The sequence below is a fragment of the Pseudochelatococcus sp. G4_1912 genome (genome assembly GCF_047501465.1).
Taxonomy (GTDB): Bacteria; Pseudomonadota; Alphaproteobacteria; order Rhizobiales; family Beijerinckiaceae; genus Pseudochelatococcus.
Genome location: NZ_JAZDRL010000002.1, coordinates 1,212,899 through 1,227,443 on the forward strand (window position 1 = coordinate 1,212,899; position 14,545 = coordinate 1,227,443).

General features: G+C 52.4%; 11 protein-coding genes. 3 read left to right on the top strand and 8 right to left on the bottom strand.

Features of this window, described 5'->3' with window-relative positions:
* Positions 1 to 35 precede the first annotated feature (35 nt).
* The 8 genes from grpE to erpA all read right to left on the bottom strand — a co-directional run bounded on the left by grpE (position 36) and on the right by erpA (position 9,392).
* Complete coding sequence (gene grpE / locus VRZ32_RS12810) at positions 36 to 632, bottom strand: nucleotide exchange factor GrpE (RefSeq protein WP_414526102.1); 597 nt, start codon at positions 630 to 632, stop codon at positions 36 to 38.
* Between the two features lie 162 nt (positions 633 to 794).
* On the bottom strand, positions 795 to 3,587 hold the full coding sequence (locus VRZ32_RS12815) for a [protein-PII] uridylyltransferase (protein WP_414526103.1): 2,793 nt from the start codon (positions 3,585 to 3,587) through the stop codon (positions 795 to 797).
* Positions 3,588 to 3,820: 233 nt separating this feature from the next.
* Positions 3,821 to 6,244, bottom strand: a complete 2,424-nt coding sequence (gene pheT, locus VRZ32_RS12820) for a phenylalanine--tRNA ligase subunit beta (RefSeq protein WP_414526104.1) — start codon at positions 6,242 to 6,244, stop codon at positions 3,821 to 3,823.
* Positions 6,245 to 6,274: 30 nt separating this feature from the next.
* Complete coding sequence (gene pheS / locus VRZ32_RS12825; RefSeq protein WP_414526105.1) at positions 6,275 to 7,360, bottom strand: phenylalanine--tRNA ligase subunit alpha; 1,086 nt, start codon at positions 7,358 to 7,360, stop codon at positions 6,275 to 6,277.
* Positions 7,361 to 7,540: 180 nt separating this feature from the next.
* Positions 7,541 to 7,906, bottom strand: a complete 366-nt coding sequence (rplT, locus tag VRZ32_RS12830) for a 50S ribosomal protein L20 (RefSeq protein ID WP_414526106.1) — start codon at positions 7,904 to 7,906, stop codon at positions 7,541 to 7,543.
* 44 nt (positions 7,907 to 7,950) lie between these two features.
* A complete protein-coding gene (gene rpmI / locus VRZ32_RS12835) occupies positions 7,951 to 8,151 on the bottom strand; it encodes a 50S ribosomal protein L35 (protein WP_166948567.1) in 201 nt (66 codons plus the stop codon).
* Between the two features lie 216 nt (positions 8,152 to 8,367).
* Positions 8,368 to 8,763, bottom strand: coding sequence for a hypothetical protein (locus VRZ32_RS12840; RefSeq protein ID WP_414526107.1), 396 nt, complete (start codon positions 8,761 to 8,763; stop codon positions 8,368 to 8,370).
* A 269-nt stretch (positions 8,764 to 9,032) separates the two neighbouring features.
* The gene (erpA, locus tag VRZ32_RS12845; protein ID WP_414526108.1) at positions 9,033 to 9,392 is read right to left on the bottom strand and encodes an iron-sulfur cluster insertion protein ErpA; all 360 of its coding nucleotides are present in this window, start codon (positions 9,390 to 9,392) and stop codon (positions 9,033 to 9,035) included.
* A 163-nt stretch (positions 9,393 to 9,555) separates the two neighbouring features.
* Here erpA and VRZ32_RS12850 point away from each other — a divergent pair, with 163 nt between their 5' ends.
* The 3 genes from VRZ32_RS12850 to VRZ32_RS12860 all read left to right on the top strand — a co-directional run bounded on the left by VRZ32_RS12850 (position 9,556) and on the right by VRZ32_RS12860 (position 14,418).
* Complete coding sequence (locus tag VRZ32_RS12850; RefSeq protein WP_414526109.1) at positions 9,556 to 10,779, top strand: deoxyguanosinetriphosphate triphosphohydrolase; 1,224 nt, start codon at positions 9,556 to 9,558, stop codon at positions 10,777 to 10,779.
* Between the two features lie 62 nt (positions 10,780 to 10,841).
* Complete coding sequence (gene argS, locus VRZ32_RS12855) at positions 10,842 to 12,605, top strand: arginine--tRNA ligase (RefSeq protein WP_414526110.1); 1,764 nt, start codon at positions 10,842 to 10,844, stop codon at positions 12,603 to 12,605.
* 133 nt (positions 12,606 to 12,738) lie between these two features.
* Positions 12,739 to 14,418: an SPOR domain-containing protein gene (locus VRZ32_RS12860; RefSeq protein ID WP_414526111.1), complete on the top strand. Its 1,680-nt coding sequence runs from the start codon at positions 12,739 to 12,741 to the stop codon at positions 14,416 to 14,418.
* Positions 14,419 to 14,545: the final 127 nt, after the last annotated feature.

Sequence of the window (14,545 nt, forward strand, 5' to 3'; positions counted from 1 at the left end):
AACCGGGGCTCTTGTTCTTTAGAGTAAGTCTGAAATCAAACGATCGGAGTGTCGTTGTCGATGGGAGGAGCTGCTTTCGCACCACCCTTCGATACACCAACCAGAGCAGGACGCAGCACACGCTCGCCGATAGAGAAACCAGTCTGCATAACCTGAACCACAGTGCCGTTTGGCACTGAAGCATCCGGTACCTCAAACATTGCCTGATGCATGTTGGGATCGAATTTCTCCCCTTTCGGTGAGATTTCCTTTACGCCATGGCGTCCCAGCGTCTTCACAAGTTCCCGATCAGTAAGATCAATACCGTCAGCGAAGGCTTTTAGAGGTCCCTCAGCAGATCGCTGATCGGCTGGGATGGCATCAAGTGCGCGGCGAATGTTGTCAGAAACCGATAATACATCGCGTGCGAATGAGGTGATGCCATAAACGCGGGCGTCTGCGAGCTCGCGTTCTGTACGGCGGCGCAGGTTTTCCATCTCTGCAAGGGTGCGTAAAAGCTTGTCTTTAAGATCTGCTTTTTCCGCCTCGAGTTGGGCGACCACTCCGGCATCTACCGTCTGATCGAAGGATGCACCGGTGTCTGAAGTACCTTCAGTTGCTGCTTCGGCAGGCTCGTTGATGTGCTGGGTCATGATCCATCAATTATTAAGTGTGGCAAAGCAAAACGCTCAAGCATGGCCTCACCATGTGAAGGTGGTTCTGTCACAGACAATAACCAGCTTCCGATTCTTGAGCACGGAAAACTCATATCGACGATATCAGGGTTTAGCGTCAGAAAATCAAGGGGAACAACCTCAACTGATGCTAATGACATCCGCACCCGTTTTCAGTTTCGCAGGTGGTTCATCGAATACGGTCTCAATTGCCTTCCGTACTATGGCTTGTTTCTCTGGTTGGGTAATCTGGGCACCCAACAAGTCTGTCACATAGAAAGCATCAACTGCCTTCTCTCCAAACGTTGCAATGTGCGCTGAAGCAATATTGAGATTTAATTTACCCAATGTTGTTGTGAGATCATAGAGCAAGCCTGGTCTGTCTAGGCCTGAAATTTCAAGCACTGTATAAAATTTCGACAGGCTATTATCGATAATCAGTTCAGTTGGTACAGTAAAGGGGCGCTTGGGGCTTCGCGGGCGACGTTGATTGACAACATCTGAAATGCGCAATTCGCCTTTCAGCGCATTCTCAATAGTGCGTGCAATTTTTTCGGCGCGGCGAATCTCGTCCTCATCTTCCTCAAAAGCGCGCGTGAGAAAGAGATCATCAAGGGCAAGACCATCGGTGGTTGTGAAGATCTGTGCATCCGCAATATTAGCACCGGACGCCGCGCACGCCCCAGTGAGCACTGCCAGCAGACGTGGATGGTCGGGTGCGAAGACGGTTAATTCCGTAATGCCCCGAAATTTGTTGGTGGCAATCGATATCGCAAGTGTTTGCTCACTTGCCTCAGTCGCGCGAATAAAGCGCGCATGTTTTACCTTGCGAGCATCATCGACCTTAAGCCAATAAGCGGGATAATGGCGGGCTTTATAGGTATCGAATGTTTCATCGTCCCAATCAGCGAGCGAGCCACGCAATCGCGCCTGCGCATACGCTGTGCGCTGGTGGGTGGAGATAGCCGAATGCCCCCCCGTCAGTTGTGGCTCTGTTTCATAATAAAGGGTGCGTAGCAGCTCGCCCTTCCAGCCGTTCCAAACGCCGGGCCCCACGGCTTTAATATCACATACGGTAAGAATCAGGAGCAGCTTCAATCGCTCCAGAGTTTGGACAATGGAAGCAAAATTGCGGATAGTTTCCGGGTCTGCGAGATCGCGGCTCTGCGCAATGTTCGACATCACAAGATGATTTTCGATCAGCCACGCTACCGTTTCTGTCTCAGCAGCATCAAGCCCCAGCCGTGGCCCTAGCGTGCGAGCCAACTGTGCGCCAGCTATAGAATGGTCTTCCGGACGCCCTTTGGCGACGTCATGCAGAAAGGTCGCGACATAAAGTGCGCGCCGATGCTGGATAGTTGGGAGAATGACATGGGCTAATGGGTGCTCCTGTTCCATTGCGCCCGAATCGATACGCGCCAGCACGCCAAGAGAGCGAATGAGGTGCTCATCCACCGTATAATGGTGATACATATTGAACTGCATCAACGCAACAACCCGTCCGAACTCCGGTATGAAACGGCCAAGCACACCAGTTTCATTCATCATTCGCAGCACGGTTTCGGGGGCATTATGAGAGGTTAAAATATCGAGAAACAGCCGGTTTGCTTCTGGCGCTGTGCGGACCAAATTATTAATGAGTTTCAGTGACCGGCGTGTGAGCCTCGTAGCATCAGGATGGATCGCAAGCGCGTGTCTATCGGCTAACCAGAAAAGACGAATGAGGTTTATGGGATCGCGGCGGAAAACATCATTGTCCGTGATGTTGATGCGATTGTTCTCGATGGTAAATCCATCCACACCGAGTTGAACAGGATAAGGATGACGTAGGCCGCGCATAAACCGGCCTATCATAGGCATGGGCTTTGTGTGTCTTGCTTCAAGCGCTGCTGAGACAACTGCAGCGAGATCGCCGATGTCCTTTGCCACGAGAAAGTAGCGCTTCATGAAACGCTCAACCGCCGACATACCGTCCCGGCCTGCATAGCCTATGCGCTCGCAAACAATATGCTGCAGATCGAAGGAAAGACGCTCTTCTGCGCGTCCCGTGGCAAAATGCATGTGACAGCGCACACGCCATAGAAACTCGCTACAGCGGCGGAACATCGCGGCTTCAGAATTGTCAAACAGACCAACACGCACAAGTGCATCCGGAGTGCGGGCACGGTAGACATATTCTGCCAGCCACAACAGGATATTGAGATCGCGCTGGCCGCCTTTTCCTTCTTTTATATTTGGCTCAACCACATAGCGTGAAGCACCTGCGCGGGCGATGCGTTTGTCGCGCTCCTCCATTTTGGCGGCCACAAACGTTTGTTCTGTACCGGCAATCACTTCAGTTTCGAAACGCTGTACCAGCTCATCGAACAACGAGCTTTCACCAGTTAGAAAGCGCGCTTCCAGCAGAGCAGTGCGAATGGTCATATCGCCCCGTGCTTCATGAAGCGTTTCGTTGACCGAGCGTGTTGCATGACCGATCTGCAGCTTAAGATCCCACAGGATATAGAGCATCGTCTCGACGACGCTTTCGCTCCATGCCGTCTTTTTGTAGGGCAACAGAAAAAGCAGATCGACATCCGAATATGGTGCCATCGTGCCACGTCCGTATCCACCAACCGCCACAAGTGCCAGATGCTCACCGTTTGATGGATTGCTGATGCGATGGAAATAGCGGACAGTAAAAGTATGAATTGCACGTATGATCGCATCAGTAAGATTGGACAGCCAGCGTGCACAGGCAAAGCCGTTTTGCTCGTCCATCAACGCCGATTCGGCTTCCGCCCGACCCTCGTCAAGCGTACGACGCAGTGCTTCAACAAGAGCAGCACGAAGTGCTACCGGATCATCAGCATGCGCTTGCTCAATCTGTTCAAGAATGGGAGCGAGGCGAGTAATGGCTGGCAGATCGCGTTGGGCAGCGCGGGGTGTAATCATTGATGTTTCCCATTCCGGGGGATATATCGCGTTTTATCAAGCAGCAAAAATGTTCTCAGCATTTTTTGCGGGGGTAAAAGTTCATCGCATTCAGGCTTTTTGAAAACTGCAATTTTCAGGAAACTCTGATGTGAAGATCAAAGCATTCTATAGCATCAAACGCTTGCAAAAAAGGGCCGTGAATGCACGACCCTTTTCAGCAATTGTAGTTAAATGAGCTTCACCAGGAAAGCTTATCCACGCAGACTTGCACCAGTCTTCTTGGTGACGTTCTCAACAATGCGCTGGGTAATGGCATCGATCTCGGTATCTGTGAGCGTTTTGGTTGTTGGCTGAAGTGTGACAGCAACGGCCACAGACTTCTTGCCAGCTTCCACGCCAGCCCCCTCATAAATGTCAAAAATACTAACATCCGAGAGCAGGGCGCGTTCAGCGCTTTGGATTGCCTTGATGATCTCACCAGCTTGCACTGATGCATCAACAACAAAGGCGAAGTCGCGGCTGAGCGGCTGGAAATCCGAAAGAGCAAGTTTAGGGCGCGCCTTCGTGGGCCTGTCCTTAGGGGCCGGTAAACGATCAAGTGTAATTTCTGCAACCGTAAGCGGCCCTTTGACATCTAGCGCCTGGAGCACCTTGGGATGCAGCTCACCAAATGCACCGATGATATTTTTGGGCCCAAACTGCAATGTTGCAGACCTGCCGGGATGATACCAGGCAGGCCCTCCTGGGACGATTTGGATACCAGCAGTTGCGATGCCAAGAGCAGTGAGAAGCGCGAACGCATCTGCCTTCGCATCAAAAACATCAACGTTTTTCACCGCTCCATCCCAGTGACGGCCTGCGCCCTGCATGCGTGCAGTTCCACGGCGCAACGATACCGCACTTGTGGTCTGTCCTTCGGGAGTGTTGTCGGCAAAGACCTGTCCAACTTCAAACAGGGCCACGTCGCCCAGTCCACGATCAGCATTGCGCTGCGCAGCGCGGACCAAACCAGGCAAAAGGCTTGGCCGCATGTCAGACAAGTCAGCTGCAATTGGGTTCGCGAGTGCAAGTCGCGCATCGCCGCCGCCAAAAGTCTCTGCATCTGCCTTGCTCACAAACGACCACGTGATTGCCTCAACCAGTCCGCGGGATGCAAAGAGACGGCGTGCAAGACGCGTACGTTTTTGCTGAAGCGTCAAAACCGACTTGCCAATACCAGGGATCAGGCGCGGTAGAGGCGTTGAGGTGACGTTGTCGATGCCAGTTATGCGCAGGACTTCTTCAACCAGATCAGCTTTGCCCTCGATATCAGCGCGCCATGAGGGCGGCGTAACATCGACCACTTCACCGTCACCCGATACCGTGAAGCCAAGCGCGGTGAGCGTCGCGCGCGCTTCCATTACAGGCACATCAAGGCCAGTGAGGCGTTTCACTTCGTTCCATGGAAATGCGATGACACGGGTCGTGTCAGGGATTTCGCCAGCAAGCGTCACCTCGCATGGCGTACCGCCCGTCAGCTCAAGCACGAGCTTTGTAGCAAGTTCAATGCCTGCTAGCATGAAGGCAGGATCGACGCCACGTTCAAAACGATAGCGTGCATCGGTGATGATGCTATGTTCACGGCCGGTGCGGGCGATTGTGAGGGCATCCCAAAGTGCCGCTTCAATCAGCACATCGGTTGTGTTTTCATCACAACCCGAATGCTCGCCACCCATGATACCGGCAAGCGATTCCGGGCCATTGTCATCCGCAATGATAATGTTGTTTTCGCTTAGCTTGTAGGTCTTGCCATCTAGGGCAAGCAATTCCTCGCCTGCCTTCGCACGACGGATAACGAGATCACCCTTTACTTTGCCCGCATCGAATACGTGCAGCGGACGACCACGGTCGAATGTCACGTAATTGGTAATATCGACAAGTGCATTGATGGGGCGCAGGCCAATTGAAGTCAGACGCTTTTGCAACCATTCAGGCGATGGGTCATTTTTCACCCCACGAACAAGACGTAATGCAAAAGCCGGATTGAGCTTTTCATCACCTTCCGCAAAGGCCCGAACAACATTAACTGGCGTCTTGCCTTCGCCCTTCACCGGCATGATAGCGGAAGAGATAATGCGTCCAAGGCCAGCAGCTGCGAGATCACGGGCAACTCCCGCAACACCCAGGGCATCTGCACGGTTAGGAGTAACAGCGATATCGATCACAGGATCATCAAGGCCCGCCCATATGGCATAGGGGGTGCCTACTGGCGCATCATCGGGAAGTTCAAAAATGCCGTCGCTATCACCAGGCAGATCAAGCTCTTCGGGTGAGCACATCATGCCGCAGCTTTCCACGCCGCGAATTGACCCCACTGAAATGGTGATGTCCTTGCCGGGAATGTAGGTGCCGGGGGGGGCGAATACGGTTTTCAGTCCAGCGCGAGCGTTAGAGGCGCCACAGACCACCTGGATCGGAGCACCTTCACCAGTATCAACCGAGCATACCCGCAGCCGATCAGCATTCGGGTGCTGCTCGGCAGAAATGATGTGTGCGATGCGATAGGCAGCAAGGTCTTTTGCCTTGTCTTCAACGCCTTCGACCTCAAGTCCGATACGGTTGAGGGCATCCAGAATGTCATTGAGAGTGGCTTCGGTATCGAGATGATCCTTAAGCCATGAGAGTGAGAATTTCATTGCTATTGCTTCTTATCTCGGATTTCAGGATCAGACGCTCAGACCACCAGCCAGTGATGGCAGGTCTAATGGGCGGAAGCCATAATGCGATAACCAACGCACATCTGCCTCGAAGAAGGGACGTAAGTCTGGCATACCGTATTTCAGCATCGCAATGCGGTCGATGCCCATACCCCAGGCAAAGCCCTGATACTCATCGGGATCGATACCCACGTTGCGCAGCACATTAGGATGCACCATGCCGCAGCCAAGTATCTCCAGCCAGTCGTCTCCCTCGCCGAAACGGATATCACCACCCTTGCGCGAACACTGAATGTCAACCTCAGCAGAAGGCTCGGTAAAAGGGAAGAACGAGGGGCGGAAGCGCATCTTGACGTTCGGAACTTCGAAGAAGGCCTTGCAAAACTCTTCCAAAATCCATTTCAAATGACCGAAGTTGGCGGTCTTGTCGATGACGAGACCCTCCACCTGATGGAACATCGGCGTATGGGTCTGATCCGAATCGCAACGATAAGTACGACCGGGGCAAATCACACGAATCGGAGGTTTTTGCATTTGCATGGTTCGCACCTGCACAGGACTCGTGTGAGTGCGTAGCACTTTGCGTTCCCCCGTCGTCGCATCCGGTGGGAAGAAGAACGTGTCATGCATCTCACGCGCCGGGTGGCCTTCCGGGAAATTCAGTGCAGTGAAGTTATAGAAATCGCTTTCGACATCTGGCCCTTCAGCAATAGCAAAACCGAGGTCAGCGAATATCGCCGTCAACTCGTCAATTACCTGACTGATAGGATGGATACGGCCACGTGTCTGTGGCCCTTCCTGTACGGGCAATGTTACGTCCGCGCGCTCTTGTGCTAGGCGAGCGTTTAGCGCTTCTTCCTGCAGGATGTTTTTGCGCTCGCCCAGTGCTGTTGCAACGCGGTCGCGCAGACCATTGATCGCAGGGCCTTGCACCTTGCGTTCATCTGGCGTCATGCTGCCTAGCGTTTTGAGCAGTTCGGAAACGGAGCCTTTTTTGCCAAGGGCCGATATACGTACGGCTTCTAGTGTCGCTTCATCATGAGCGGCGGCAATGGCTTCGACAAGGGAATTTTCGAGAGTAGCTATTTCTGACATCTGTTCCTCGGCGCGCCTCGATGTGGCACTGATTGCCTGCTTGTCGGCAAAGACCGGGGAACCGTCAAGTCCTCCCAGCCAAATCTATACGTTTCTCAGCAAAACTTTGCCGTCACGCACGGATCTCGGGAAGGAGAAGGGCCGGACGTATTCACATCCGGCCATCGAAGTATAAATTGATCAAGCAGCTGCCGGCATAGCCGACTTTGCCTTCTCAACAATCGCCTTGAACGCTTCCGGCTCACGAATTGCGAGGTCGGAAAGCACCTTACGATCCACGTCGATGCCAGCCTTACCGAGACCATCGATAAATCGGCTGTATGTCAGACCGTATTCACGTACAGCTGCGTTGATGCGCTGGATCCAGAGCGCGCGGAACGTGCGCTTCTTGGCCTTACGATCGCGGTAGTTATACTGCAGTGACTTATCAACAGCTGCCTTGGCAGTGCGGATGGTGTTCTTGCGACGGCCGTAGAAGCCCTTGGCGGCCTTTAGAACCTTCTTGTGCTTGGCGTGAGCAGTTACGCCACGTTTTACGCGGGCCATAATTTTGGCTCCTCAAAATACCGGGTGGGAAAAGCGGATTAAGTTCAGCCGTTTGGCAGGAAGTACTGCTTCACGTTCTTGGCATCACCCTCAAAAAGGGTCATCGTGCCGCGCTGGTTGCGGATGAACTTCTTGGTCCGCTTGATCATGCCGTGACGCTTGCCCGCTTGGGCAGCTACGACCTTGCCGGTGCCGGTGATCTTGAAGCGCTTTTTAGCGCCCGATTTCGTCTTCAGCTTGGGCATTTGGCTTCCTTTCGTGGTGCCGTATCTCCATGAGCCTCGTTAAAAACGAGAAAGATACGGCGAATGTGTTGCTCGAAAGCACATCAAACCGCCACGGCAGCCCTTTCAGCCGGGCGATTCTGATGAAGCGGTGCTTATGGCAGGTGAAGGTTGATTTGACAAGTGGGAACGGTCAGCAGCGTTACAAATAAATTGCGTTTCTGAAAACTTTGGGTCTCAAACGTCATCGTAGTTCAAAAACTCGTCCCATTGTTCATCATCAGAATGTGCGTATTCATTTGAATTTTCATTGTCGTATTGTAACTTTGTGTTTATATCATTTGTGTGAAATAAAGCTTGTTTTGTTGCAATATTTGTTTTTGAGGGATTTTTTAAAACTGCAAAGCTCTCTTCTGCATCGTTCCATTGCCTTTTATCGGCAGGCTCTTCCTTAATGGGAAACAGATATCCGCTCTTATAATTTGGGTGTAGCACATTCGTTCTATGTAAATTCCTGGATGGATGTTTTTGGTGTTTGTTGCTTTTTCTATGCGAATTTACCTCTCCTGAGGTGTTAGCATATGGTGCCGGATAGCAGTTATTGGACTTGTAGTTGCGATATGTATTGGACATGCTCGTAAAATCCTTAAATTTAAAAAAATATACTCTATATGCATAGCAATAAATTTTAATTTTACGCTAAAGATAATTTTATGCTGATGATCAATATGTGATGTATAAGAATAAACGGTAGATGTGATTATCGCATACTATGCTTTTCTTTAAATCATTTGAAACGTCTTTTATCGAAAAGCAAAAATTAGATCTCTCGCAAATGTAAAATTCATGCCATCTGTAAGGATTTATCTTATATCAATGTAAATTAATTTACGCAAGCTGTCTTAAATAGAAAATGATGTGCCACAACCGCATGATGCAGTAGCGTGGGGATTGCTGATTTTGAAAGATTGGCCGATCAAGTCATCTACGAAGTCGAGCACTGAACCATCAAGATACTGCAATGAAACAGAATCGATGAGCACAACTGCGCCATCTTTCTCCACTACAACGTCATCTTCATTGCGTGTGTTCTCGATATCAAAAGCATATTGAAATCCCGAGCAACCACCGCCATTGACACTTACACGCAGTGCTGCGCCTTCAGATTCTCGCGATAATACCCGCTTGATGCGACGCGCGGCGCTATCCGTTAATGTCAACGGGATGGCTGTTGCTGCGTCGATGGAGGTTGGAATGGTCATAGCGCGGAAACCTTTGTTTGCGATAAGCTAACAATCATTATGTTTGCTAAAACTAATGCGTGAAGCAGCACGCTGCAATGGTTGGTTCGGTATGCAGGCATGTCATTATCGACTGAGTGCAAAAATAGGGCGCATAAACGTCGTATGGTAGGGGTGTGATCAGTTGAATCTATTTAAAAAGCGTCTGTATGGTGAGCGGTGGCGTGCGCCTTGGTCTTGCGATCCCGCGCTTAGTCGCGGAAGATTATATCCAGAAGTGTTGTCGCCAACGCGTTCCGATTTTCAACGGGATCGGGATCGGATCATTCATTCAACGGCATTCAGGCGTTTGAAACACAAGACGCAGGTGTTCGTCTATCATGAGGGCGATCATTACCGTACACGCCTGACCCATACAATCGAAGTAGCACAGATCGCACGCTCTTTAGCCCGCGCTCTGGGGCTGGATGAGGACCTGGCAGAGGCTTTGGCGTTGTCCCATGATTTAGGGCACACTCCTTTCGGGCACACGGGTGAGGATGCGCTGCATGCCTGCATGGAAGGGTATGGTGGCTTCGATCACAATGCACAGGCGTTGCGGATTGTCACGCGTCTGGAGCGCCGTTATGCCGGTTTCGATGGCCTCAACCTGACATGGGAGACATTAGAGGGACTCGTCAAACATAATGGTCCCCTCTGCGATGCCTCAGGGCATCCTTATGCGCGGTATGCGATTTCTGGCGTGCCGGGGGCCATTCTTGAGTATGATGCAATCCATGATCTGGAGTTATCGACCTTCGCAAGCGGCGAAGCACAGGTGGCAGCTATTGCAGATGATATCGCTTATGACGCTGCCGATCTTGATGATGGTTTGCGCGCAGGTCTATTCACGCTTGCTGACCTTCATGCCATCCCCTTCATCGGCGGGCTAATTGATGAGGTCTATGCGGCTTATCCCGGGGTGGAACCATTCCGTGCTGCGCATGAACTGGTACGGCGGCTCATTACGCGGTTTGTAGAGGATGTAATCAGGGTTAGCGAACAACGCATCTCTGCCCTGCAGCCTGAATCGGCATCTGATATTCGTGGAGCCCATGAGGCGATCGTGGCATTCTCGCCGGTGGTCATGCAGGCCGATAAGGATATCAAGGCTTTTCTGTTTTCTTATATGTATCGGCATCCGCGCGTGATGCACGTGCGGGCCGGGGCTGATCGGGTTGTGCGGGATCTGTTTGAGCGCATTCTCTCTCAGCCGCGCCTGTTACCGGTGGAGTGGCAAATCGATCTTGATGGCTCCGATGAAGCGCGCTTGCGACGACGTGTAGCTGATTACATTGCGGGTATGACGGACAGCTACGCGATCGACGCGCATAAACGGCTGTTTGACGATACGCCCGAATTGCGTTAGCCGCTCACTGGACATTGAATAAAGAAAGATGCGAGCCCTGGTGGCCGCGTTTCGAGGCATTTATGAATATTTTTGACATCTACCAGCGCAAGCTCATCGGCGTCATCGGGCAACTGGTGGCGGATGGAAAACTCCCAGAGGGGCTGGATCTTTCGCGCGTTGTGGTCGAGCCACCGCGTGATCCAGCACATGGTGATCTTGCCACTAATGCTGCCATGGTGCTGGCTAAGCCTGCGCAAACAAACCCGCGCGCACTTGCAGAGCTTTTTGTGGCCGCATTGACGCAGGTTGATGGCGTGACAAGTGCTGAGGCAGCTGGACCTGGTTTTATTAATCTGCGTTTGAACGTTGATGTATTTTACAACGTGCTCGCAGCATCGCTGGCTGACGGCGTTCGGTTCGGACGCGGTGATGTTAAAGATGCGCGTCCGGTTAATGTAGAATATGTTTCGGCCAATCCAACAGGCCCTATGCATGTAGGCCATGGACGTGGCGCTGTTTTCGGGGATGCGCTCTCTTCATTGCTGGACTTTGCGGGGCATAAGGTTACGCGTGAGTATTACATCAACGATGCGGGTGCACAGGTTGATGTATTGGCGCGCTCGGCCATGCTGCGTTACCGCGAGGCTCTGGGTGAGGATATCGGCGCCATTCCTGAGGGCTTGTATCCTGGCGATTACCTTGTGCCCGTTGGGCAAAAGCTGGCACAGGAATTCGGACGCTCATTACTCGATAGGCCTGAAAGCGAGTGGCTTCCACAGGTACGTGATATTGCCATTGATGCCATGATGGCAATGATCCGTGACGATCTAGCAGCATTGGGTGTGAGGCACGACGTATTTTTCTCAGAACGCTCACTACATGCTGGTGGTAATGAGGGCGCGATTACAGCGACTATTCGTGAGCTTGAGAAGCAGGGGTATGTTTACACTGGACGTCTGCCGCCGCCGAAGGGGCAGCTTCCCGAGGATTGGGAGGATCGTGAGCAACTCCTTTTCCGCGCAACAGATGTTGGTGATGATATCGACCGTCCCCTTGTCAAATCTGATGGCAGTTATACTTATTTTGCAGCAGATGTTGCGTATCTGCGCGATAAGTATAAGCGAGGATTCAAGGAACTGATTTACGTTTTGGGTGCTGACCATGGTGGTTACGTAAAGCGGCTGGAAGCTGTTGGCCGAGCAGTTGGTGGTGATGACATAAAAGTGATCGCGCTTCTTGCTCAGCTGGTGAAGCTGCTACGCGATGGTGAACCGGTGAAGATGTCCAAACGCTCTGGCAGTTTTGTCACGTTGCGCGAGGTGATCGACGAAGTCGGCCGTGATGCTGTGCGCTTTATGATGCTGTATCGCAAGAATGATGCTGCGCTTGATTTCGATCTGGCAAAAGTTGTCGAACAATCAAAGGATAACCCGGTTTTCTATGTGCAATATGCTCACGCGCGTTGCGCCTCGATTTTCCGGCAGGCGGGCGAAATGCTGCCCGATCTTGATATCAAGATGGATTCGCTGCAATCAGCGCGTTTTTCAGTTTTGAGTGATGAGGCTGAAATAAACATTCTCAAATTACTGTCTCAGTACCCGCGTGTGATCGAATCCAGTGCTCAGGCAAATGAGCCACATCGAGTTGCATTCTACCTTTATGAGCTCGCCGCAGCCTTTCATGGGTTGTGGAACAGAGGCAAGGATGCGCCGCAATTACGTTTTGTTAATCAAACTGACAGAGAGTCAACATTAGCAAGATTGGCACTGGTTGAAGCGGTTCGGTCTGTGCTGGCGTCAGGTCTAACCGTGTTGGGTGTGACCGCGCCGAATGAAATGCGCTGAGTGCATGCAGGAGGGGGGCCGATCGATGGCCCCCTGATCAGCGTAAGAATGGTGGATTGGCATGACCGTAAAGGAACGGTCTTGCCTGATGGATCGGATCTCACCCATGAATAACAACAGCAGAGCCCAGGTCATGCGTGATAAAGACGGTCTTGAAGAGCAACTCTGGCAGACACAGGCGCCTGGTGCGCCGCGCAGCGGTGATCCGCTGGCGGAATTAGCGCGTATTGTCGGACAGGGGTATCCGGTACCTCCAACCAGCACATCGAATGCCACACATCCTCGTTCCATGCATCCTGTTGGTTCTGCTGCGCGTGAGCAGGATGACTGGGTGAACCAGATTGAACGTGCTTTTGCTCATGCCGCTCCTCGCCATGATCAGCCTGCAGCATCCCAGGATGAAGGACAGGCAGCGCCAGGAATGCCCGCGTGGCTTCGCAGTCCTGCCATGGTTCCGCAATTGCCCGTTCCGGAAGGCCAGCCTGATCCACGTCTAAACCCTGATGCCTTTGCGCAGACATTCCATCATGAAGTCGCTAGCGTCTCCAATGCTTATTATGCGGATGATGCGTATCAACTTGCTGCCGGTAATAATGACACCGGGCTGCCTGGTCAGCAGTGGGATGGTGCTTGGGATAATGCGCCCGTCAACAATCAGCTGGCCGATCAGCAATATGATGAGAGCGGTTATAGCTCTTACGGAACCTACAATACAGACTTTGCTGAGGGTGAATATGGCGACGATGCTTATCTTGCGCCGGCACCGACGCGTCGTCGGGGGCTGATGTATGCTGCGATTGCGATCGGCATTGGTGCTATTGCTGTAGCTGGGAGCTTTGCATTCCGTACAAATGGCGTGATTAGCGGCGAGGCACCTATTATTGCTGCAGATAGTCAGCCAGTGCGGGTAGAGCCAGAAACCCCTGGTGGCGAAGAGGTTCCAAACACTAACAAGGCGATTTACGAGCATACGAATCAGGTGCCTACAGGTGAGGGCGCTGTTGTCGTTGATAACCGCGAGCAGCCTGTTGATGTCAGTCAGATGCTGGTGCAGCAGGGCGCCGCAGCTGAAACAGAGGCCGCTGCCATTGCACAACAGGCTGAGGGTGTTACCACAACGACGACCAATACTACGACGACAGGTAGCGCAGCTAATGTAACGTTGCCGGAGGCGCCGGAGCCCACAAGCCCTGCCATTGTGTCCCTAGGGGAACCCAAACGCGTACGTACCGTTTCTGTGCGCCCAGATGGTAGTATTGTGCCTTCCAACGGACCTAATGCACCTGCACAGCCTGTTGCGCCAAGCATTGATCAGCTTGCATCTGCTACACCGGCTGTACCTTCTCCGACAACGCCGTCTGTGGCTAGCCCGGTAGCGCCGATACAGGCTGAAGCTGCTGTTTCGGAAGGCGCTGTTGCGCCAGCTGCCGGACCTGTTCCGCGTCCTTCAAGTGCTAACCGTCCTGCAACGCGGGCACCGTTGCAGCTTGGGCCAATGCAAATATCACCTCAAGCTTCTGCGACACAGAGCGCGCAAGCTCCTGCCCCTGCTGCAACTCCTGTAACAGCAGGCAGCTATACGGTGCAGCTTGCAGCACCTGGTAGCGAAAACGAAGCGCGCAACCTGTTCTCGACACTTCAGCGTAAGCACAGTGAGTTATCTGGTTTTTCTCCTAATGTTGTGCGGGCCGAGACAGGCGGGCGTACGATCTATCGCTTGCGCGTTGGCTCCTTCCCATCTCGTGATGCTGCTACTGCTCTTTGCGTGCGCATCCAGGCAACAGGTGGCCAGTGCTTCGTGGCGCGTAACTAAGATAAAGCTGATCGCCGTTGTGCCGATCAGCTTTTAAATCCTGATAGAGCGGCTTGCATTTTCCCTGCGCCATAAGCCTAGATGCAATCCGCTCTTACTATCATTTTTCGCAACTGCTGTAGGCTGA

Bases quoted from the DNA above. Each gene is read 5' to 3' on its own strand.
- rplT (WP_414526106.1), bottom strand. From the start codon at position 7,906: ATGGCCCGCGTAAAACGTGGCGTAACTGCTCACGCCAAGCACAAGAAG.
- grpE (WP_414526102.1), bottom strand. From the start codon at position 632: ATGACCCAGCACATCAACGAGCCTGCCGAAGCAGCAACTGAAGGTACT.
- VRZ32_RS12840 (WP_414526107.1), bottom strand. From the start codon at position 8,763: ATGTCCAATACATATCGCAACTACAAGTCCAATAACTGCTATCCGGCA.
- VRZ32_RS12860 (WP_414526111.1), top strand. From the start codon at position 12,739: ATGCGTGATAAAGACGGTCTTGAAGAGCAACTCTGGCAGACACAGGCG.
- rpmI (WP_166948567.1), bottom strand. From the start codon at position 8,151: ATGCCCAAGCTGAAGACGAAATCGGGCGCTAAAAAGCGCTTCAAGATC.
- erpA (WP_414526108.1), bottom strand. From the start codon at position 9,392: ATGACCATTCCAACCTCCATCGACGCAGCAACAGCCATCCCGTTGACA.
- argS (WP_414526110.1), top strand. From the start codon at position 10,842: ATGAATATTTTTGACATCTACCAGCGCAAGCTCATCGGCGTCATCGGG.
- pheT (WP_414526104.1), bottom strand. From the start codon at position 6,244: ATGAAATTCTCACTCTCATGGCTTAAGGATCATCTCGATACCGAAGCC.
- pheS (WP_414526105.1), bottom strand. From the start codon at position 7,360: ATGTCAGAAATAGCTACTCTCGAAAATTCCCTTGTCGAAGCCATTGCC.
- VRZ32_RS12815 (WP_414526103.1), bottom strand. From the start codon at position 3,587: ATGATTACACCCCGCGCTGCCCAACGCGATCTGCCAGCCATTACTCGC.